Source organism: Methanosarcina flavescens (assembly GCF_001304615.2).
Classification (GTDB): domain Archaea; phylum Halobacteriota; class Methanosarcinia; order Methanosarcinales; family Methanosarcinaceae; genus Methanosarcina; species Methanosarcina flavescens.
The window spans coordinates 1,311,869-1,333,121 of record NZ_CP032683.1 but is presented as its reverse complement, the minus strand read 5'-3'; the positions used below and the strand labels follow the sequence as shown (position 1 = coordinate 1,333,121).

Annotated in this window: 18 protein-coding genes and 1 tRNA gene; 7 read left to right on the top strand and 12 right to left on the bottom strand. The window is 43.1% G+C overall.

The window, feature by feature from the left end; genetic code table 11:
- Nucleotides 1-137 precede the first annotated feature (137 nt).
- Both polX and lysA read left to right on the top strand, forming a co-directional pair.
- Nucleotides 138-1,892, top strand: coding sequence for a DNA polymerase/3'-5' exonuclease PolX (polX, locus tag AOB57_RS06010; RefSeq protein WP_054298462.1), 1,755 nt, complete (start codon nucleotides 138-140; stop codon nucleotides 1,890-1,892).
- A gap of 220 nt (nucleotides 1,893-2,112) precedes the next feature.
- Nucleotides 2,113-3,375, top strand: a complete 1,263-nt coding sequence (gene lysA / locus AOB57_RS06005) for a diaminopimelate decarboxylase (protein ID WP_054298463.1) — start codon at nucleotides 2,113-2,115, stop codon at nucleotides 3,373-3,375.
- Nucleotides 3,376-3,525: 150 nt separating this feature from the next.
- Here the strand turns inward: lysA and AOB57_RS06000 are convergent, their stop codons facing one another.
- Nucleotides 3,526-4,086 (bottom strand): ferredoxin domain-containing protein, encoded by a 561-nt coding sequence (locus AOB57_RS06000; protein ID WP_054298464.1) that lies wholly within the window; start codon nucleotides 4,084-4,086, stop codon nucleotides 3,526-3,528.
- 165 nt (nucleotides 4,087-4,251) lie between these two features.
- Here AOB57_RS06000 and AOB57_RS05995 point away from each other — a divergent pair, with 165 nt between their 5' ends.
- Nucleotides 4,252-4,590, top strand: a complete 339-nt coding sequence (locus AOB57_RS05995) for a winged helix-turn-helix domain-containing protein (protein WP_054298465.1) — start codon at nucleotides 4,252-4,254, stop codon at nucleotides 4,588-4,590.
- Nucleotides 4,591-4,661: 71 nt separating this feature from the next.
- Here AOB57_RS05995 and pscS read toward each other — a convergent pair whose 3' ends face one another.
- The 8 genes from pscS to cofD form a co-directional block, all read right to left on the bottom strand.
- Nucleotides 4,662-5,822 carry an O-phospho-L-seryl-tRNA:Cys-tRNA synthase gene (gene pscS, locus AOB57_RS05990; protein WP_054298466.1) on the bottom strand — a complete coding sequence of 387 codons (1,161 nt, stop codon included), beginning with the start codon at nucleotides 5,820-5,822 and terminating at the stop codon, nucleotides 4,662-4,664.
- Between the two features lie 330 nt (nucleotides 5,823-6,152).
- Nucleotides 6,153-6,431 (bottom strand): DNA-directed RNA polymerase subunit L, encoded by a 279-nt coding sequence (locus AOB57_RS05985; RefSeq protein ID WP_054298467.1) that lies wholly within the window; start codon nucleotides 6,429-6,431, stop codon nucleotides 6,153-6,155.
- A gap of 70 nt (nucleotides 6,432-6,501) precedes the next feature.
- The gene (locus tag AOB57_RS05980) at nucleotides 6,502-7,413 is read right to left on the bottom strand and encodes an exosome complex RNA-binding protein Csl4 (RefSeq protein ID WP_054298468.1); all 912 of its coding nucleotides are present in this window, start codon (nucleotides 7,411-7,413) and stop codon (nucleotides 6,502-6,504) included.
- Nucleotides 7,414-7,722: 309 nt separating this feature from the next.
- Nucleotides 7,723-8,316: an METTL5 family protein gene (locus AOB57_RS05975; RefSeq protein ID WP_054298469.1), complete on the bottom strand. Its 594-nt coding sequence runs from the start codon at nucleotides 8,314-8,316 to the stop codon at nucleotides 7,723-7,725.
- A gap of 99 nt (nucleotides 8,317-8,415) precedes the next feature.
- Complete coding sequence (gene dph2, locus AOB57_RS05970) at nucleotides 8,416-9,423, bottom strand: diphthamide biosynthesis enzyme Dph2 (protein WP_054298470.1); 1,008 nt, start codon at nucleotides 9,421-9,423, stop codon at nucleotides 8,416-8,418.
- A complete protein-coding gene (gene hpt / locus AOB57_RS05965; RefSeq protein WP_054298471.1) occupies nucleotides 9,404-9,976 on the bottom strand; it encodes a hypoxanthine/guanine phosphoribosyltransferase in 573 nt (190 codons plus the stop codon). Before hpt ends, dph2 begins: the two co-directional genes overlap by 20 nt.
- A gap of 504 nt (nucleotides 9,977-10,480) precedes the next feature.
- Nucleotides 10,481-11,587 carry an FmdE family protein gene (locus AOB57_RS05960; RefSeq protein WP_082384163.1) on the bottom strand — a complete coding sequence of 369 codons (1,107 nt, stop codon included), beginning with the start codon at nucleotides 11,585-11,587 and terminating at the stop codon, nucleotides 10,481-10,483.
- Nucleotides 11,588-12,060: 473 nt separating this feature from the next.
- Nucleotides 12,061-12,990: a 2-phospho-L-lactate transferase gene (gene cofD, locus AOB57_RS05955; protein ID WP_054298472.1), complete on the bottom strand. Its 930-nt coding sequence runs from the start codon at nucleotides 12,988-12,990 to the stop codon at nucleotides 12,061-12,063.
- Between the two features lie 113 nt (nucleotides 12,991-13,103).
- On the opposite strand from cofD, the gene AOB57_RS05950 reads away from it, so the two are divergent.
- The 4 genes from AOB57_RS05950 (at nucleotide 13,104) to AOB57_RS05935 (ending at nucleotide 15,706) form a co-directional block, all read left to right on the top strand.
- A complete protein-coding gene (locus AOB57_RS05950) occupies nucleotides 13,104-14,300 on the top strand; it encodes an HD domain-containing protein (RefSeq protein WP_054298473.1) in 1,197 nt (398 codons plus the stop codon).
- 163 nt (nucleotides 14,301-14,463) lie between these two features.
- A complete protein-coding gene (gene lpdD, locus AOB57_RS05945) occupies nucleotides 14,464-14,847 on the top strand; it encodes a prenylated flavin chaperone LpdD (RefSeq protein ID WP_054298474.1) in 384 nt (127 codons plus the stop codon).
- Between the two features lie 84 nt (nucleotides 14,848-14,931).
- Nucleotides 14,932-15,483 (top strand): UbiX family flavin prenyltransferase, encoded by a 552-nt coding sequence (locus AOB57_RS05940; protein WP_054298485.1) that lies wholly within the window; start codon nucleotides 14,932-14,934, stop codon nucleotides 15,481-15,483.
- A gap of 148 nt (nucleotides 15,484-15,631) precedes the next feature.
- A tRNA-Pro gene (locus tag AOB57_RS05935) sits at nucleotides 15,632-15,706 on the top strand.
- Between the two features lie 583 nt (nucleotides 15,707-16,289).
- Here AOB57_RS05935 and AOB57_RS05930 read toward each other — a convergent pair.
- From AOB57_RS05930 to AOB57_RS05920, 3 genes are all read right to left on the bottom strand, one after another.
- Nucleotides 16,290-18,458 (bottom strand): ATP-binding protein, encoded by a 2,169-nt coding sequence (locus AOB57_RS05930; RefSeq protein WP_054298476.1) that lies wholly within the window; start codon nucleotides 18,456-18,458, stop codon nucleotides 16,290-16,292.
- Nucleotides 18,448-19,782, bottom strand: a complete 1,335-nt coding sequence (locus AOB57_RS05925) for a DNA double-strand break repair nuclease NurA (RefSeq protein WP_054298477.1) — start codon at nucleotides 19,780-19,782, stop codon at nucleotides 18,448-18,450. The genes AOB57_RS05930 and AOB57_RS05925 overlap by 11 nt, the downstream gene beginning before the upstream one ends.
- A 109-nt stretch (nucleotides 19,783-19,891) precedes the next feature.
- Complete coding sequence (locus tag AOB57_RS05920) at nucleotides 19,892-21,145, bottom strand: acyltransferase family protein (protein ID WP_082384164.1); 1,254 nt, start codon at nucleotides 21,143-21,145, stop codon at nucleotides 19,892-19,894.
- Between the last annotated feature and the right edge of the window lie 108 nt (nucleotides 21,146-21,253).

Genomic DNA, 21,253 nt, shown 5'->3' with positions numbered 1-21,253 from the left:
GGACCTGCTGATGTCAATACAGTTAAAGAGATCATGAATTTGAAGGAAGGAATAGGCGTTTAAAGATTCAGGCAGGAAAGTAAGAAAGAAGTACAGAAAGAACAGAAAAGCAAAATAGAGGGGAAAGGGGGAAGCAGTTGAGAAATCGCGAAGTAGCTGAGTTATTTTATGAAGTTGCTGATATTCTTGAGTACCAGCAGGTTGAGTGGAAACCGCGAGCTTATCGGAAAGCAGCCCAGATGATAGAAAACCTCGGGAAAGACATAGAAACTATTTATGCCAGAGAAGGAAAAGCCGGCTTGACCAGAATTCCAGGTGTTGGGGGGTCCATTGCCGACCACATTGCTGAGTATCTCAAAACAGGCAGAGTTGAAAAATTCGAGAAACTCAAAGGGAAAGCCCCTTCAGGTGCTGCGGAACTCATGGAAATCCGCGGGCTTGGCGCAAAAAAAATGAAAAAGCTTGCCGACGCCCTGGGGATAAGGACGCTCTCAGATCTTAAAAATGCGATCGCTGCCCACAGGCTCAGGAGGCTCGAAGGCTTCGGAGAAAAAACTGAAGAAAACCTGGCAAAAGCAATTGAGCAGTATGAGAAAAGTCATGCCCGAATAGCTCTCGGGAAAGCGCTTCCAATCGCAGACGAGATAATATCCGCTTTAAAAGCCAGGTGTAAGGATACGACCTCTAAAGTTGATCTTTCAAAGATAATCTACACCGGCTCACTTCGCAGGTTAAAAGAGACGATCGGTGATATTGACATCCTGGCAGAAGCCAAAAAAGGAGAAGCTTTAAAGGTAATGAATTGTTTTGTCTCCCTTCCTGATGTTGATCAAGTTATCTTAAAAGGTATCACAAAAAGCAGTGTGATTCTAAAAGAAGGAACTGCTATTGACCTGAGAGTAGTTCCACCTGAAAGCTACGGGGCAGCTCTTCAGTATTTCACGGGCTCAAAGGAACACAACATAGAACTCAGGAACATTGCCATAAAGAAAGGTTACAAACTTTCGGAGTACGGGCTGTATTTAAAGGAGTCCGGAAAACAGATTGCAGGCAGTAGTGAAGAAGAGATTTATAAAACACTTGGTCTTGCCTACATCCCGCCCGAACTTCGTGAAAACAGGGGAGAGATTAAAGCCGCTGCAAAAAATGCCCTCCCAAAACTGATAGAACAAAGCGATCTCAGGGGAGATCTCCATGTGCACACAAACTACAGCGAAGGAAAGGATAGCCTTAAAACCATGATTGAAAGAGCAGAAGCTCTTGGCTATGAATATATCGCAATAACCGACCATTCCCGCTCCCAGAAGATTGCCAGGGGCCTGGAAATTGAGAAATTAAAAGCTCAGTGGGAAGAGATAGACAAACTTTCAAAGCGCTTCCGGATAAAAATTCTTAAAGGCTCCGAGGTTGACATCCTGAAAGATGGGAACCTTGATTACCCGGATGAAATCCTCAAAGAACTCGATGTTGTCTTAGGGTCCATACATTCCGGTTTTGCCTTGCCTGAGAAAGAAATGACCGAAAGAATTGTCATGGCTCTGGAGAACAGGTATCTTGATATCCTTGCCCACCCTTCAGGCAGGCTGCTTGGGAAAAGGGAGCCTTATGCCGTTAATTATGAAAGGGTTTTTGAGGCTGCGGCTGCAAACGGAAAATTGATCGAGATCAACAGCCAGCCTTCAAGGCTTGACCTTAACGACGAGCTCATCCTTCGGGCAAAAACCTTTGGCATTAAATTTTGCATCTCCACTGACAGCCATTCCGCTACCGACCTTTCCTTCATGCGATACGGAATAGGACAGGCACGGCGCGGCTGGATAGAAAAAGAAGATGTTGTAAACACTTACCCCTACTCCAGGCTTAAAGAAATTCTAAAAAAATCCAAAGAATAATCAGTCTGTGCCGCAAGCCTTTTCAAAAAAGGCTTGAGCGAAAAAGACTGGTAGGCGTGGTTGGCGTGATAAACCGGCGCAACGGTTTCGGTCAAGCAGTTTTTTCAAAAGTCTTGCGATCAAACTTTTTTCTAAAAAGTTTGCGAAACAGTAATAAAGGAGTAAAAGTTCAAATTGATGTAAAACCCATTAAACAAAAATCAGGCAAAAGGTCACAATAATGGTTTCAAAAAATCTCCCTTTTACAAAAGAAGATATCCTTAAAATTATGGAAAAATATCCCACTCCTTTTCATATTTACGATGAGAAAGCTATTAGGGAAAACGCCAGAAAGATGAAATCCGCCTTTAAAGATGTTCCCGGCTTCAAGGAGTTTTTTGCAGTAAAAGCCCTTCCTAACCCTTTTATCCTTAAGATCCTCAAAGAGGAGGGCTTCGGGGCAGACTGCAGTTCTCTTCCAGAACTTATCCTTGCGGAGAAAGCAGGGATGACCGGCGATGATATTATGTTCAGCTCAAATGATACGCCGTCCGAGGAGTTTATAAAAGCAAAGGAACTTGGCGGCTTTATCAACCTTGACGATATCAGCCATATCGATTACATGGAAAGATCTGCAGGGCTTCCGGAGATCATTTGCTTCAGGTACAATCCCGGATCCCTGAAAGAAGGAAATGCTATCATAGGAAAGCCGGAAGAGGCGAAGTATGGATTTACACGAGAACAGATGTTTGAAGGGTACAGGATCCTCAGGGACAAGGGCTTGAAGCGCTTCGGGATGCACACTATGGTAGCCTCGAATGAATTGAATCCTGATTACTTTGTGGAAACCGCAAGGATTCTTTTCGAACTTATAGTTGAAATCTCAAAGGAACTCAACATAAATTTCGAATTTGTAAACCTGGGCGGAGGCATAGGCATCCCCTACAGGCCCGAAGAAGAGCCTGTCTCTTTCGAAGCCATTGCAAAAGGTGTAAAAGAGGCTTACGAGGCTACTATTACAGCTAACGGGCTTCATCCGCTTAAAGTCTTCATGGAATGCGGCCGCGTGATTACAGGCCCCTACGGATACCTGATTTCCCAGGTAAGACATCTCAAGCATACCTACAAGGACTATGTTGGCATGGACTCCTGTATGGCAAACCTGATGCGTCCTGGCATGTACGGAGCCTATCACCATATAACTGTGCTCGGAAAAGAAAATGAGGCGCCTGCCCGCAAATACGACGTAACCGGCTCCCTCTGTGAAAACAATGATAAGTTTGCAATCGACCGCCCGCTTCCTGAAATCGAAATCGGGGATATCCTTGCAATCCACGATACAGGAGCTCACGGGCATGCAATGGGCTTCAATTATAACGGAAAGCTCCGTTCTGCCGAACTACTTCTCAGGGAAGACGGAAGCGTTGTACAGATCAGGAGAGCCGAGACTATTGAGGATTACTTTGCAACCCTCGATTTTGAAGCCCTGAAAGACTTCAAGTAAGAAAGTGCCTCCGCTAAAACGGAAGAAATGTCTCAAAAATTTATTGAAGGCTTAGACATAGGTAAGCAGGAGAGAAATTTTATTGATTTATCTCACTGCTGTACCTGAATTATCCTTTTTATACAGGATTTCATATAAAAACGAAAAAAATTACCCTTTGACTTTTCTTGTGGATTCCCGATCAAAAAAGATGTTTTTTCCTTTAACACTCAGCGGAAGCCCCATAGCCACATCTGCATCTATAATTTTAAAGTAACACGCCGCAGCGCCTGCAGAATAAAGAACGCGGTTGTCGATACAGAGATCCTTTGCTTTTGCTGCTGCCGAGCCCACGGCAATTCCGAGGTCAAGGTACTTGATCATACAGTGGGGGCCTGAAAATTCTTTCTGAACCTTTCCGTGTTCAAGCATTTCCTTACAGGTTGCAAATCCGCAGGCTCCACAGTCGAGGTTGCTAATGCCTGAAGCCTTCAACCCTATAAGAGTAATTGCATCAGCATCCCTGACATTTCCGGCATCCCGAAGAAGGAACTTCAGTCCCTTGATTTCGCTTAACTCTTCCATTCGGTCAGCAAGCTCGTCTTTTTCCTCCTGAGAAAGAAGGTAGGTTACAATATCGTCAATTCCTTTTCCTTTTGGGGCAGTCCGGGCAGCAGTAAGAATTATTTTTGCAAGCAGTTCAATGGACTCAAGTTCGGGATTATGTTTCATGGCAGGAAGTTGAAAATAATACTATTTATATCTGAACCAGCCGGAGCGATTCTACAGTTTTCTTTTGTAATTTTCGCTTGTAATTTCCGACTATAATTCTAGCTTATAACTCTTGCTTTTTGCAAACTTATTTAGATACTCAGGCTGATATATTAATGATCAGATATGACACCTGAGGAAGCCGCAAAAAGAAAAGAAGAATGGGTTGCAAAGATGAAAAAGGAAGGCAGGATGAAAGAGGATATGACAGAAGATCATAAAGCCTGCCTTAATGCACTGCAAAACCCAGTTCGCAGAAACATTCTTAAAGCCCTGGTTGAGCAGAAAAAGTCACTGGAAGAAATTAAGACAGAGCTCAAACTCACGGATTCCCAGGCAAGTTACAACCTCAATACGCTGGAAAGTACTCTCTGTATTGAAAAAGAGGAGAACGAAGGAGTTACATATTATATCCTGACTCCCAGGGGAGAAGGGTATATGAAAAATGTGGAGCTAAAAAAATAAAGAAGTCAGGAGAAATAGATCTTCCTGGCACCAGATGTCGTCCGGTTTAAACGGACGTTAATTTCCTGACATTAAATATCTTCGTATTTTTTCAAAATATCTTCAAAGGAGTCCACGACAACTTCCAGTTTTTCCTTTCCAAGCCCGAAAGTGCTGAGTTTGAAATATTTAGTGAGCCCTGATTTTATGCCGTGGATATTGCGTTCCTTGAGTTCCCGGTAGAGGAAGTATCTTCCATTCTTGACTTTCTCGGAGATCTCATAGAAACGTGGGGTTTCGAAGAACATCAGATCATGAGAATGGGGTTTCTGACCGCGCTGGATAAAGCCCATTTCCTCAAGCCTTGCCGAGAACCAGCGGGCGTTTTCGACCTCCTTGTCCCAGTTCCTAACACGCTTTACAACATCCGGGAAGGAGGCAATGAGAGTCATAACCGTAGCGCCCCTTGCCGTGCAGCCAAGAAACTCAACCTCTTTTACCTTGCTGTGTTTCGATTTCCTGAACACTACAGGAGCATATTCTTCACTTACTCCGAGTACCCCGACAGGTCCTGATGCAGCCATCGATTTATGCCCGCTGCCTACAATAAAGTCGGCACCGATCTTTTTTGCCGATACAGGCATTCTTCCGACGGCGTATGCACCGTTCAGAAGGAGGGGGACATTGTACTCATGGCAGATCGAGGCTATTTTTCCTGCATCTGGCACGTTTCCATAGCTTCCGTCCGGATATGTAACAAGTGCAAGAACAGGTGGTTTTCCATTTTCCTTTGTAACCTCTTCGATTGCTGTAGCATAGCCTTCGGGGTCGAGGTAGTAATCAGGACTGCCTGAGTGCGGTACAGTTTTGATATTCAGGCCAGCTCTTTCGGCTGCAACATATGAAGAGTAGTGGGCAAGCCCGTCAAGCACAATCCAGTCACCCGGCTTCCCGATAGAATGCATGACAGCAAACTTGGACTCCCGTGCCCCATTTGTAACTCTTGCCTCGTCACAGCCAAGGAACTCGGGAAGCGCCTTGTGTACGAAATCATGAATTGGAGGTTTTTTTATCTGGTCCAGAACCCCTCCACAGAAATCACATACCGAATATCCGTCTCCCCATTCTACAAGCGCCTGTTTTGCAGCCCCGGTCAACAGCCCGCCTGTCTGAAGAGGGTCAATATTTATGCTGCCCAGAGTTTCTCTTTTTATAAAACCGAACTTCTGAAGGGATGAGTCATCAAGTTTCATTTTATTTCATACCTCATATTAATTACAGGTTAATTATTGTCTTTAAACTGCAGATGTAGGATGCGATCCTTAAACTAAAAAGAATCGGTATATTCTATCCGTTCAATATTTCCGGAAAGATTGCCAAACCTGGGATTTCTGTCGGATTTTTTATTCATTCTGGATATGCATAGAGTTCATAAAAAAGTATTCCAGGGATTCTTCAGGTCTGAAGATAGCAAAGGCTCATTAAATACTATCGGAAGCCCCCTACAAGTAAGGTTCCGGACTGCCGGAAAAAGAGAGCAGAACGCCTTTAGAAAGACGTCATGCAGTCATTTTTAAGAAATTTCAGGCGTTTGCTGCCTTGCTAAAGACTTCGGTAAACTCGTCGCACTGAGCAATTATTTTTGAAGCAGCGTCCTTTAAGACCTCAATGGGGTTCGTACCATCGGTTCTGATGTAAAGGATAGGCTCACTAATGCTCACGTATTTCATATCGTAAAAGGCAACCTCAACCCTTTTGTCCCTTATAAGGAGGTCCTTAAGCATATTGAGAAGAGTATGTGTCTCGCCTTTGAGCTCGACTTCAAGCTCATTGTCTGTTTTGGAAAGAATGTTCAGTTCCATTGGTGATCACCTGTGAATGGTGAGTAGTGTGGTTTATTGTGCAGAAACCCTACCTGCAAGGAGAAAGAGATTACTTGATCCCTTTCCCGTACTCGGTTGAGATTTTGCGGGTTTCAGTCATATTGCAAGCCGGGCATTTAAGCTTTTTCCCTTCAAGCACAAGTTCCCCTCTGCAATTTGAGCAGTAGGCTTTTACAACTCCGAGAGAATCTTCAGCTGTTGTCAAGCGCATCCTTTCAGCGTCGATGACCCTGGCGCGGATTATATCAGAGGGTCTGAATTCATCTGAAAATCTCTTAACATAGGAGTCACGTACATTTGAGACGTGAATGTCTCCAGTCCGCACATTGACGATTTCCCGATCCTCTTTGCCTTCAATTCCTGCAATTTCTACCATTGCTCCGGACTCACGCACGTCAATTATCTTTCCATAAATAACATCCCCCACTTTAAGGATATTCGGAGTAAGTGTACTGGGCCTGACCGAAACTATTCTCGCTTTCCTGTCAATAACAACATTTCCGGTAGCTAAGGAGTAAATATCACCGACAGATACCGTTGTTCCTTCACCGGGTTTAAACTCTTCTATGGTTCCAATGAGCTCTCCAGGGAGAACAAAATCTCCTTTTTCAAGCTCCTCTTCAGGGGTCGCGGGTTCACAGGGGGTTCTAGACTCAGGTGCTTCCGTCCTTCCCCTGGGAGCTTTTTTCGGGTAGGGGAACCTTCTCTTTTTACTCTGGTCTCCCCTGAAATGGTCTTTAGACTGTTCCCTGGGCTGGCTCCTCGGTTGACCTTTGAACTGGTCTCTGGACTGCTCTCTGGGTTGTTCCCTGGGCTGACTTTTAAACTGATCTCTGGACTGGCCTTTGAATTGGTCCCTGCTTTCTGGAGCGACTTGAGATGCTTTTTCAGCAACTGACTTTCCTGCGCTCGGGCCAGTCAATTTCTTTCTCGTAGTTTTACTTTTTCGGATTCTAATCATAATCCCTCATTTGAATTATCGTTAATAGTCAATATAATTAGTAATTGCAGTAATTGTCATTGACATAGAATACTGGCAGCCGTCCAATCGAATATCGGCAACATTCAATCGACAGATAATCAACTATCAGGAGAGGGGACAGATTACCACGTCCGCATATCTGCCATTTTTTGTCCCTATTGATGTACTTGTCTAGTTCGATAATGAACAGGCATATCTGTTATAAGCAGTGTTATCGCTCTCCTTTTGAGGTAAAGCCCTGACACTGACGCTATAAAATCCGATGCCTTAAACGATACTGCGCCTTGATCATCCAGAGACCCTAATCCTGTAGATCTCAACCTCAATAACCTCTCTTTCTTTTTTATGGAAGTCAAAGGTTCGTTTTATAGGGAATTTTGCAACGTAAGAATGTGTAATGACCGCAGGCTTAATGAACTTTTGGATAAAAGCAAGGCTTCCACGGTTGTGAATTGAGTATATCACTTCACTTGTTCTTAATGCTGACGAAAGAAAAGGCCTGTCCCTACCTTTAACTCTTGCCCCGAAAGGAGGGTTCATGACCGTGGTTTTTACATGTTCTGTAATATCGTTAACGTCCGATAATACAAACTCCACTTCGACTCCCAGTTTTTCGGCATTCTTCTTTGCGATCTCAAGGGCCTTTTGATCCGTATCATACCCAATAACCCTCTTTGCTCCCATAAGTTTAGCCCCGATTGCAAGGATTCCGGTACCGCAGCCCAGATCTTGCACCGAGTCATCAATATCTCCCTTCATATAAGCAAAGTGAAGAATCTCCGCAGCCAGAAGAGGAGGAGTCTGGTACTGTTCCAATTCAAGTTCAGGATCGGAAAAATTTTCCAGTTCTTCAAGCAGTATCTCAAGCTTTCGTTGTTTCATTCCATCGACTTTAATTTTCTATTTACGTTTTAATACAGTATTTAGTTCTTTATTTATATATTTTAGCACTTAAATTATCTTACAGGATCGAGGGTAAGATTACACAGGTTCCTCGGTTATTTCATCGAGCACAAGGTTTTCCCATTCACGTTCTCCAAGCACAATTTCAAATTCCTGGGGCGTAAGCATTGGAGAGGGAAAACGTCCTACCTCATCGATTGCGAGCCTAGGGCAGGCGGTGTTTACGAAAGCATCCACTTTGAACTGGAGAAGCTGATCCGGAGTTACAAGATCAATCAGGATAAGGTGTGCTTCTTTTCCATGATTTTTCGCGAGCGCTTTCAAAGAGTGAGCCAGTTCCATCCGTTCCTGCCCGTTTTTGCTTGAGACGATTATTCCGAAAACCTCCGCATCCAGAGACTTTGCAATTACCGCACTCCGTTGGCGAAGGATTCTTGAGGGATCAACCTCACGAACTTCCCCGGAGAAAGGATCGGCTGCAAGAACCCGCTTCTTTGTGGAAAGGGCTACACCCAGAGGATGGAAGTCACCGCTTCCTATATAGAGGTATTCATCACAAACCTCGTCCCTTGCTGCCGAAAAATTGCAGCCCAGTACCTGACCCGGATACGCAAGCCTGGAGTCCCCACGCCCGATTACACAGGTTTTCCCATTCGCCTTAAGGATAGTGCAGGCTTCAGGGAGCTTATGGATATGCTGGACAGTAGTAATCAGCCCTATAACCTGCTCCTTAAGTTCAGGGACAGCCTTCTCAACAACAGGTCGAATATTAACTGCCGAGCGTGTTTCTATGAAATAGACCTTTTCGGAAAGTTTTGTGTCCTCAAGCTCGGCATGTCCAAAATGGAAGAGGATGTCAACCTGCCCGAGCAAAGTCCTATCCAGGTCACACGCCCCAAAACAGGGGTCTCCTGAAATAATAATCTCGGCACCAGTGGCATCTTCAACCTTTTTTGCGAGCTCTGGACCTTTTCTTTTGAGTCCTTCAGGAAACTGGAAACCTACGGTTTTTGCTTCCAGTTTTTTTATTACACTGATAATGTAGTCAGGCCTTAAGTCAAACGCGTCACTTGTCCCCAAAGACATTCTTGATCTCCACGCCTTTCTCGCCCACTTCGATCGTTACCAGGATTTTAGGCTCAATCCCGTGTTCCTTTATCTGTAAATAACCTGTCCCGCGTCCGATAACGGAAATAACATCCAGAACCTCTACACCCATGTTTCTCAGGGCTTTTACAAGTGCTATCAGGGTTCCACCAGTACTGATTACGTCATCTACGATAATTATCCGGTCACCTTTCTTGAGCCCGTTTATGTAAAGGACTCCTTTCGAATATCCTGTGTTCTGAGAAAGTTCCACCTCTCCTTCAAGGTAATAAGGCCGCTTCCGGATAATGGTTAGAGGAACTCCGGTTTTGAGGGAAAGAGCGTTTGCCACAGGAATACCCATAGCCTCCACAGTGACAATAGTATCAACTTTTTCCATATCGGTAATCGTAAGGATATAATCCGCGATTTCCTCAACCAGATGGGGGTCTATAGAAGGCACTCCATCGGAAATCGGATGGATAAAGTAATTATATTCCCCCCGCTTGATTACAGGAGAATTAATAAGTGAGCTTTTCAGTCTTTCAAGCATAGTTTTAACTCTTTTTTGGCTGTTGCGATATTCCTGTAATTAAAGAATTGTATTGTATTAATAAAGAATTATTTTCTACTAATAAAGAATTCTGTATCTTTATCCTTAATTTATACGCATACACCCCTCGCCAAAAGCGAAGACCTGAATATGTCATGGGGAAAGTAAACTGACATCAGGAAAGGTTAAAAATGCTATATTTTATTTTCCAATCTCTGTATGCCTACAAATCATATGGGCTTATATAAGTAATTATGCAGCATTGACAGGTTTAAGAATTTAAGTTTAGGTAGTCCGGAGGGTCAAAACGAGAATCAAACAGTTTGAGAGAACTCAGGTGTGAAAAGCCCAGAAATTAAAAAGGAAGAGAAAAACTAAAAAATAAAAAGGAAGCGAAAAAGGAAAATTTAATGATTAACAGAAACCTCTGGCATAGTAGATCATCCTTTCTACATAGGCTTAGACACGTTTTATTCCCGTCGCTTATCCATAAACCTCATTTTTTTAGGGATTGACATTCTCTTCTGAATCAAGCAGCCCGAGAACCACATAAGGATTATTTCCTGCCTGCTTCATTTCGTTCAGGGTAGCTTCATCAATATCAGTTACTGAAATTACCGAAACAAGTCCCTCGGTATCCCAGTTTTCTTTATCCATAAGCCAGAGATCCGCTAAATACTTTGAAATCCAGGCAGGATCATCGGCTTTTGCCCCGCATTCGGCATTGACAATATCAAAGTTAAATCCAAGAACCACAGCCTTCATAGTCCCGGCATTCTTATCCGTAACCACGAAGATTCCTGCAGGAGAGCCTCCAAGAGCTTCTTTTTCATCATCGGTCAGTGAGGATACCCAGATTCCTCCTTTTCCGGGAGTTGTGTCCCAGCGTTTTACGAAAACATCTTCTTTGCACCAGTTGGGGCAGGAAAAAACCGTATAGCTTACATTTTCCTCAAGCGGGTAGTTTTCTTCCATCCAGTTTGCAAGTACGAAACCACTGGAGATCCCTGGACAGAAATGGTTGTGAAGCTCCAGGCACTGCATAAGCTCATAATCGAGTTTTCCGGTAGCCCAGCCATTGCAAATCGTAAGAATTGCAAACTCGCGCCCGTTAAAAATCTTTGAGTTTACCTTCTCGCCCCATGCAGCTTTCGACTTCGGTGTTTTCGAAAGCTTATCGAAATCTATGTTTTCCGTTACCTGATAGCTTATTTCACTTTCGTTTTCGTAAGAGACCTCGATATAAGTACAGTTCCCGCTGCATTTATCGAAGAACGCAAACCATAGAGGGCTGTTCCTTGCGTTCTGGACTACAAGAAGATTCTGTGTATACAGGAGATCTCTGTCATAAAATTCCGAGTAAAAATCGTCCAAGAAAACATAAGATTCCGCAGGAGAACCTATATCCGTAATAATAAGAGTCTTTTCCGATCCTATACCTCCAAGATTTGCTTCGGTTGCACTAAAGACCTCAGCCATAAGCTCAGAATTATCATCTTCGGTTGCCGCCCCTATAGTAGACCCGAGGGATAAAACGAGGGCTGCCAGGAAAACCAGGAAGATGATCCTTGCTTTGATATTCTTCATATTCATAATGCCTGCTCCTATCATGCTTTTTCCTCTACTATTCATTGACCCGATTTCTTTACAGTCTGACAATAGAGATAACACATATCAGAAAGCAAAGTTTAATGCTTAAGATAAAAATTTAATTTAGTATTTTTTAGTGTTACAAAAAATGACAAAAATAATACATAAAGCTTTCTAGTTTTGTTAACACTGAGAATAGTTAGAGAAATATAAATGAGGCGTAAAAATATGCGGTGGCAGGTGAGCAAAGAAGTGTAATGAGAATGAATCTAAAAAGAGTTAGAAGTGATTGAATTATTAACTGTTCAATAAAGGACAAGTAATAGGTTAATAAGTAGTTAATTGAGAGTTACGAAACTAATCAAAAAACTAAATTGGAAATTTAATAAAAAGTTAATAAAAAGTTAATAGAAAGCTAATAAAAGGTAAATAAAAAGCTAATAAAGATGAATAAAAAGCTAATAAAAGGTGAATAAGGGATTAAAACAGGGAAGTTAAGGACAGACAAGAGTGTCAAAGAGCTCTAGTATGATTTCTGCCAGTTCCCTGCTCTTTTCCGTTGAGGTCATTATGGTGTCGGCGCGGATGGCACGGCATCCAACCCTCTCAAAAGCGAATTCATCTGCCTGATCCCTTTCATCGAAAACAAAGACATCCAGGAAATCCTGATAATATTCTGCAACTCCCATTGAAGAGACCTCAAGCCCTGATGCTTCCATCAGTTTGCCGGCAGGCCCACTTACAGGGGCATTGCCAATAATCGGGCTGACTGCCACGACCATTTTCTTTTTCAAAATATCTTTCATGCCTGGCAGGGAAATAATAGGACCGATACTCGTAATCGGGTTACTTGGCCCTATAAGGACTTTGTCATCATTTTCCAGGGCTTCGAGTACCTTTGGAGAAATTGAAGCTTCGGAAACTCCCTTTATGTCAACCCCCAGCACGTCGGGTTCTCCATGTTTTCCAATCCAGAAATCCTGAAAATGCATAATGCCTTCTGGAGTTTCTATATAGGTGAAAATTGGATCGTCAGACATAGGCAAAATTTTTGCGTTAATTCCGAAGATTGATGCAAGCTCTAAAGTTGCATCTGTAAGGGAAATTCCCTGTCTGAGAAAATTCGAGCGAATAATATGGGTTGCCCGGTCCTTGTCTCCCAGTTTCATACTCTCTGTGACGCCAAGTTCCTGCATACGCTCATAAGTAAGGAAGGTGTCGTCTTTGATGCCCCACCACCTTTTTCTGTCAATCTGGTCTGAAAACAGATAGAGCACTGTATCCAGGTCGGGACAAATCATGTTTCCCGAAACCCAGAGGTCTTCGGCAGTGTTTACAATAACGGTCAGTTCCTCCGCAGGGAGGATTTCCTTGAGTCCGTCAAGGAGCTTTGGAGTTCCAGTGCCGCCTGAAAAAATAATCATGATAATACCTATTCCAGCTTTCTTTTAAACTTTCGGGTAGAGAGTATTTCTGCAAATCTACAATATCAGAGTAATAGTAACAGCAATATATAATGAAATCTGTCTAAAGAATAATGAAAGTTGTCCTTGATCCTGTACACGGTTACATCGAGCTGGATAATCTGGCTCAGGACCTTCTTTCAACACCACAGATGCAGCGCCTCAGGAGGGTCAGACAGCTTGGTTTTTCAAACCTCGTCTATCCGGGAGCTAATCATACACGTTTCGAACACTCGCTTGGAGCAATGCACCTTGCCTCCACGCTAACAAGAAGTCTCGATTCAATTGAGGAAGACAGGAAAATTGAGGTTAAAGCTGCTACTCTTCTGCACGATGTAGGGCATGGACCTTTTTCTCATGTTACCGAGAACATTATTGACAAATACACTCGGCGCAGACACGATGATGTAAAGGAAATTCTCGGAAAAGGAGAGATAAAAGAAGTCCTGGGCAAACATGGAATTTCTCCCGGAAACCTTGTGAAGCACATTAAAGGAGAAACTTCCCTTGGGCAGATCCTTAGCAGTGAGATTGATGTAGACCGGATGGACTATCTTGTACGGGATGCCCATTACACAGGTGTGGCATTCGGGGTCGTGGATTACAACCGCCTGATAAACCAGATGAATTTTTATGAGGACAGGCTCGTTGTGGACTATGGTGGATTGAAAGCTGCCGAATCTCTTCTGGTCTCACGTTTCTGGATGAACACATCAGTTTATTATCATCATGTAACCAGGATTTCGGAAGCTATGTGTTCCAGGGCAGTGGAGTATATGATCGAAAATAACGAGCTTGACCCGCTCAGGCTCAGGCAGATGGATGATATAGACCTTATTGCAGCAATGCGAAACGCAACAGGATATGCGGGAGAGCTTTCAAGGCTGCTGGATGCCCGTAAGCTCTATAAGCGGGCATTATATGTGGGTCTGGCAGACACAGGAAAATCCGTACTCAGGCATCGCGACCGAATTCGAAGAGTGGAAAAAGAAATTGCAGAGATGGCAGGGGTTGAAGCTGAGTATGTGCTTGTGGACATTCCAAAGATGCCTGAAATGCTGGAAATGAGGGCAATGATAAAAACTGACCACGAACTGATTCCCCTTAACGAAGCTTCCCACTTTGTATCCATACTGCAGGAAGCGCATATAGACAACTGGAGGATGGGCGTATACAGCCCAAAAGAACACTGTGGAGCAGTGGGAAAAGCCGCAAGAGACTATTTTGATGTAAAAAAATCCTTAAAGCAGTTTAAACTAAGTGATCTTTGAATTAGATAAAGGAAAAGGAGTAATTAGGGGAAAAAGGACTCTCTTTGGGATTTAAGGGCTAAATATAACAGTCCTGAGACCATTAATAGGCTTGAAGCCAATTACACAGTTGATAAGGTTTTGAAACTAAAAGCTGAAAAGTTTGAAGGGCAGAGGAAGGAATTTGTTTCATATTAAACGGAAAGTGGGGAAAATCGAGATAGCACTTGACGCAAAAAAGATTGGAGAAGATTATCTGCTGACTCTCACAGGTGGAGAGGAACATGTGGGAGCTGTAGCCACTGGATTTTTCGATGAGAGAAGCCAGAGAGCAAGTTCATCGGTTGTAACAATGCCCGGCCACAGGGAAGAATATCTCGCCCTGCATGGAGCAAGACAGGTTAGCAGGGCAACGAAAAGGACTTCTGTATTTGTTGTCGGAATACATCAGGATGATATCAGCCCTGAGGAGATAAGGAATATAGTTTCAGCAGCAGAGGAAATGGTAGAAAGCTTCATTGCCTTTTGCGAAAAAGAAGTCGAACTGCCTGGGCAGGATAATGCCTGAAGTACCGGGCTAGACATGAAAAAATGGATATGGCAGAGATATGAGTATGGAAATAACGGCAGGAACATTAATGGTAGGGATAAAATGGAGATAACGGTAGGGATAAGCGGAGCATCAGGGGTCCAGTACGGAATTCGCCTTCTTGAAGTACTGGCGGAAAAAGGAATAAAAACCCATCTGGTTTTGACAGATGCGGCAAGCCAGATAATAGGGATTGAAACGGACTATACCCCTGAAGCAGTGAAGAAACTTGCAACCTGGAGCTATGCCCAGAAAGATTTTTCAGCACCGATAGCCAGCGGGTCTTACAGGATAGGAGGAATGGTTATCGCTCCCTGCAGCATGAAAACCCTTGCAGCCGTGGCAAACGGGGTATCCGATACCCTTCTTACGAGAGCTGCAGATGTCTGCCTTAAAGAGGAAAGAAAACTTATCCTGATGACCCGGGAAACCCCGCTTAACCTTGTACACATCGAAAATATGCTGAAAGCTAAAAAAGCAGGAGCGAGTATCCTGCCAGCCTGTCCGGGCTTTTATTCACGACCCCGAATTCTCGAAGATCTCATAGATATAATGGTAGGAAGGACACTCGACCTGCTCGGGATAGAGAATGAGCTTTATCACCGCTGGAAGTGAAAGAATTTCAAAAAACCTGGGAATTCTGACATCACAGGCAGAAAAATTTTCAGCTTCCAGGAAAGACTTTTTCAATGAAAGCATGACTGACCCATGTTCTAACGAAAGCTATTTAAAGGATAATCTCCTTTGAGAGGAGGTACCCCTTGGGATAGTAGGGTAGCTTGGTCCATCCTCGAGCGTTTGGGACGCTTGGACTGCGGTTCAAATCCGCGCTATCCCATCACACATTTTATCCACATTTTTCTAGAAACATTCTTATCTTGTGTTACTATCTTTTCTGATTATTTTTCTTATTATTCTCATACCTCTTCTGTTTATTTCTTACTTCTTCTGTTTATTTTTTTGTTTATTCTGTCTATTTTCTTTTTTCTTATTTCTTCTCTTCATTTTCTTGTTAATTCTGTCAATATCCTTCTTTTCTGTTCATCCTTCTGTCTTTTTCCGCTCATCTCTCCTTTTTTCTGTCATTCTCCTGTTTCCCACAAGCTGGAAGTAAACCATATTCGAGGCAGGAAAATATGCTGTTATCCTGAAAGTAAAAAATGTTAAAGCAGCAATATCAGAAATATATCTAGATAAAACAGTTAAAAAGCAGTTAAAAACAAAGAGCAATTTAAGTTAAAAAAGTGCAGGAGCGGAGGCAGAAAAAATTGAAATTTTTCTGTTCCCGACTTCCTATACATGGATTATATTGACCCGCATATGACTTATACAGAGCTCAGGAATTTCTCCTCCTGTTATAATAGCCTTAATCCTGTTATAATAAGCCTTAAATTTCAAGCATTAAAGCATTCTGAGAGGCCTCATCGGTGCCTGACAACACAATTTGAGAGCCCGATTATCTCAACAATGTCGCTGTTATCCGGGGAATGGACTATCATCTGTCCTTTTTTAAGATATGGAATTCTGCGCTCGTATTCTTTCGGGACTTTGAGGGACGTGATAGCTGCATCATTGTTAAGGTTAAGGATCAATTTTGTATTTACCTGCTTGAAAACTGTATCATCGATATCCTGGGGATCCTGGGTGATTAAAAAAAGACCAAGTCCTTCTTTTCGGCCCTGTCGCGCTGCATCTGCAAAGCGGGAGATTATAAGGCGAGAATGTTCCCCTTTTGCCTTTGAGAGGTAACGGTGAGCTTCGTCCAGAGCCAGAATGATCGGGGTCTCTTTAATAGCTTTCTCTCCTGTTGTATTTAACTTATTGTCCACGATCAGGCTCATGATTGTGAGCACTATAAGGTCGCGGATTCTGGGATCACTTATATACTCGGTAGGGAAGACCGAAATCTGCCCTGGTTTGAAGATCTTATCCAGAAGCTCGGTAATTGAGGTAGCATCCCGATCAAAGACCTTTGAGAAGAAAGGACTCCTGACTCTTCTCACGATCCCGTCATATGAGGATTCATGCAGCTTCCCGCTGTCAACATAGTAAGAACGGGTACCCTCATTATCAATATGGTTGATAAAGTTCAGGTAAGTGTGCGGTACGTTTGATCTGAAGAAATCCCCAAGAAGCACCTCAAGTCCTATGTACTGGAGTTCGGACATCCCGGCTGCTGCAATAAGCCAGGAATTATACCCTACAAGCGAAAAGGGAATTGTAAACTCAATCTGCTCCGCTCTTGACTTGTCGCCAGGATATCTTTGCCCATCAACTTTTGCGACGAAAGCTTTTGTAGAGGTGACCCTGCCGTAAATCACGTTTTCGGACTCCAAGCGGAATTTGTCATCCTCATTCAGAGTTTCGTTATCTTCGAAAAGCTGGGAATACTCATCCTGAGGGTCCATAATTACCAGGCAGGGGTTTTTCCGTGCCTTATCAGGGGAACTTCGTAGCCTGTACCTGTTATTTTCCGCCATGAACTGGCGCAGGATATTTTTTGAGAGGAAGGTTTTCCCTGTTCCAGTGCTTCCACAGATAAGCATATGTCTGAAAATAAGGGGGTCGCCCATGGAATAGTCGTTTCTGAGATAGTATGCAACTGTTTCGGGTTCGGAGTGGGTTTTTAAAAGCTCGCCTCCCACACTCAGGTGGCCGAGAAAGATTCCTTCTTCAGGAATATTAAGTCCTGTTTGGACCTCAAGCCTATCAGTAACAGGCAGGATAGGAGTGTTAGGGTGGGGAATCCGGTCTGCCATGCGCCTTGTAAGTGTGCCTCCGTTCTTCAGGTACAGAATACAGAGCGGATCCAAGTAGGCAAGAAACTTATAATCTGCTTCGTTTACTGGATTCCCGCGGGCGCTGAGCATACGCCTCGAGTGAATCTCGGTTGCATCGTCTACGACAAATTCCTGCCTGTACTGGAGTTTTCCTACCTTCGCAAAGAGTTTTTCTCCATTTTCATAAGGCACAACAACGTATGTTCCTAGCCTTATATCGTGCCGCCTGGCAGATGTAATGTAACCTGTGATTACAGCGCCTGAAGCGGTTAATTCGAGGGGCTCTATGCCTGTGGTTATGATTCCGAAGGCTTCTGAGGTCTGAAGAGCTTTAAGGGCATTATTGTCGTACCCGACAAAGGGTTCAAAGGGAAGGGTTTCCTTTACAGAACTCCCGAGAGCTTCGGATTCAAGAGAGAGATCCGGGGAAGGTAAAGAAACAGTCTCAGACAGAGGGGCAGCTTTAGACAGAGAGGTGGATTTAAAGATAGCTTCGGTAGAATCTGAGAAAATATCAGATTCAGCTTCCGGAATAAGGTCTGATATGTCCTCCTGGCAGTCTTTTAAGAGAGTATCGGATAAGGGAGCCTGCAATTCTTCATCAGTGTCAGGTGTGAGCGCAGAAGTAGCCAGATCAGAAATGTCTTTGATGGAGTTTGCGGTTTCACCCATATTCTGGTCTTCAGGATTGATTTCGCCATGACTTTCCTTTAAACCTGCATTTTCTTCCATTCCTGAGCTTGCAGGGATTGATTCCTTTTTCGGTTTGTAAGAATTAAAGGTAAAAATGTCGGTATTTTCATATTTCATTCATTTTACCCCACCGAATGTCATTATAAGTAATATCGGGATTCATATTTTCAAAGAATTTATCAATCTCTTCCTTTTCTACTTTGCGGATTTTTGCAAGATGATCCGCCTTAGTGAGAGTTAGGGGAAAACCATGCAAAGAAAGGTCAAAGAGCACTTTTTTGGTAATTTGCATACGGAGATAATCGTCTTTAATAAGCCCGTATGGGGCTTCTACCTTAAAGACAAAATCCTTGGAAGGCATATAAAGCATGAAAAAACAAAGGGCATAATCCTCAGGCGGGAAATTGTGCTTGAGTTCCTGCTGGAACGGATCTGCGGCTGCAAGGGGGGAAGTTCCGTTAAGCATTTTCTCGTAAAACCTGTTGGGCTGCAGGAACCAGTTGGTATAAGTAATGTAGGCATTCCTGAAATCGGTGTGCCTGCCATTTTTCCCGTTATTTTTCGAATTCCTTCCGCTGTTACCTGATGAAATGTCAACTTTTTCAAGGGAGAGCAAATTCCTGAAAAACTGGGAGTCAAGCATCCAGGGCAAGTCGAAAGCTTCCTTTTTCTTCCGGACGCTGTCCATAATCTGCACATCAGTAGGGTTTTTTACAAACCCAACTACAGGCATCTGGTTTTCCAAGAAATGGTCCATAATATCGATATAGTTCTGAAGGATCTTCCTGGCATCGCTGTTCTGCCGAATTCTTACGTCCTCGTCATCCAGTACCATCCAGTACATTAGCTGTTTGGGATAAATCGGCCCGTCCATTATGAAAAAGCTCTCAGGTTCTATCTTATCCTTCATAAAAATAATATGTTCGGATTCAGCCAGGTACATGGCAAAGCTGTGAACTATGTCAGGAGCCTTTCTTTTTAACTCATCAGGAGCGATTGTGACAAGTTTTGCCCGTCCAAATTCTTCATCAAAGGTTTCCCAGTCCAATGTAGCCTGTATGGCTACCCTCTGGGAAGAAGAATAAGCCGCACATACGATCGTCCTGAATCTCTGAATGTCAAGGTCAGTAGGCGTTGCAGCCAGCCCACAGTGACAGAAATCCACAAAAAGCCCGCTGTCATAAGTTCTGGGATTGGTACTCCCGCTGTCGCAGGCATAAGTAACCGGATACGGATCCTCGCCCTGTGCCATGAGTTCAGTCCTTACAATCCCTCGATAGAGCCTGTCTATCGCCTTAAGTATAACCTTCCCATCTAGCCTCAACTCCTCAAGCAGAGAATAGATATTTGCAGCCGTATTCACCTCCTCAAACTCAAACGACCGGTCAATCTTTCTCGCAAGCTCCGAGATCTTACGCATATGCACGGGCTCAAGGGTCATAAACAAAAGATACTTTAAGGAGTTTATATATTTATTGAGTGGAATGGGGGAGCAGCATTTTAAGATAAATATTGCTATGAGAATAGTATTTAGTGTGTATTTTCTACTCTTATTTTCCTTCTTTCGTTTCTCCCTTCACACTTGAGGAGTGCACAGTGAATGGATTTTTCATAATCTCATACATAGCAGGAAGTAACTTACCCGATTTACAAAAGTTATAAGTCTTCTGTACCATCAGAGAGGCCTTGTTATAAGATGTCCTATACAGTGCGTTTGAGAGCCGCTGACCACCTAGATCAAACAACTCATAAAAATATGGAGCAACTAAGTATACCAGAATAATAGTCGACACAATACTGACAATGGCTGCGATATTATAAGAGAAAAGCTGATTAAGCAGGCTGAAGACTATGCAACCATAACTACATATTATAATCATTTGGATTACGTAAACGCTGAAAGACATACGGCCCATCCATACCAAAAACTTATTGGATAGAAGTTTTTGTAAAATGGTGCTAAAGACAACACCAGCCAACACAAATATCGCCCCAAAAGCTAGATCTGGATATTGTACACCAGTATGTAATCCGATTATTGAGAGTAACCCGTTCACATTGTAAGTGACCGCAGCCATCCATAATCCCACGGCTGTAATGCCGATGCAAACAGGTTCTGGCAACCTATAATTCATATTGTTTCTCAGGTCACACAATGCCACACCTGCAAGGAAGTTTATCATGTACCCATCCTTAAACAACAGGAATCCAGCAATGTAGGCTAATAGGCGGTCCCACCGATCTCCAAAAAACAATAGGAATCCATAGACAAGAAAGCTGCCTCGTAGTTCAGTGGCCATTGTCCATAAGGTACCATTATATCTATTGTCCCCGGTGATAAATACTCCAAATAGGCCATTATATATTGCTTCAAATATATCGCCATGAGGAAACTGGAATAAAGTGTTTAGCCATAAAACTGAACCCGTAATTGGTACTATCTCCATGTGACGATAAAGTCCCAGGGAGCCTACAACGAAGGAGATCATTACAGTCGCAAACACTGGTACTAAAAGACGGAAATATCGTCTATATGCACTGCTCCTTAAAGTTTCAGTATTTTTACTGATAAAGTATTTGTAGCTCAACACATACCCACTCAGTGTGAAAAACAGGCAAACAGCAAACGGACCGTTATATAGTAAGTGCAAGGGCCCGTCTCGGATGGTGTCCTCAAAACTAAAATGAAGCATAACGTCTCCGAAAAGTAAAGCTGGATAGAACGTACAGAACAGATGTCCTATCAAGACCATGAATGCTCCTATTCCTCTCAGACTTTCAAGTGCTTCGATCTTTTGGGACATAACTTATTCAACTTATATTGCTTAAATCAGTATTCTTTTCTAAAAATATTATAACGAGTAACCTAATATTATTGATTGAAGTATTAATAGTTATTCGAAAAGTTTGGC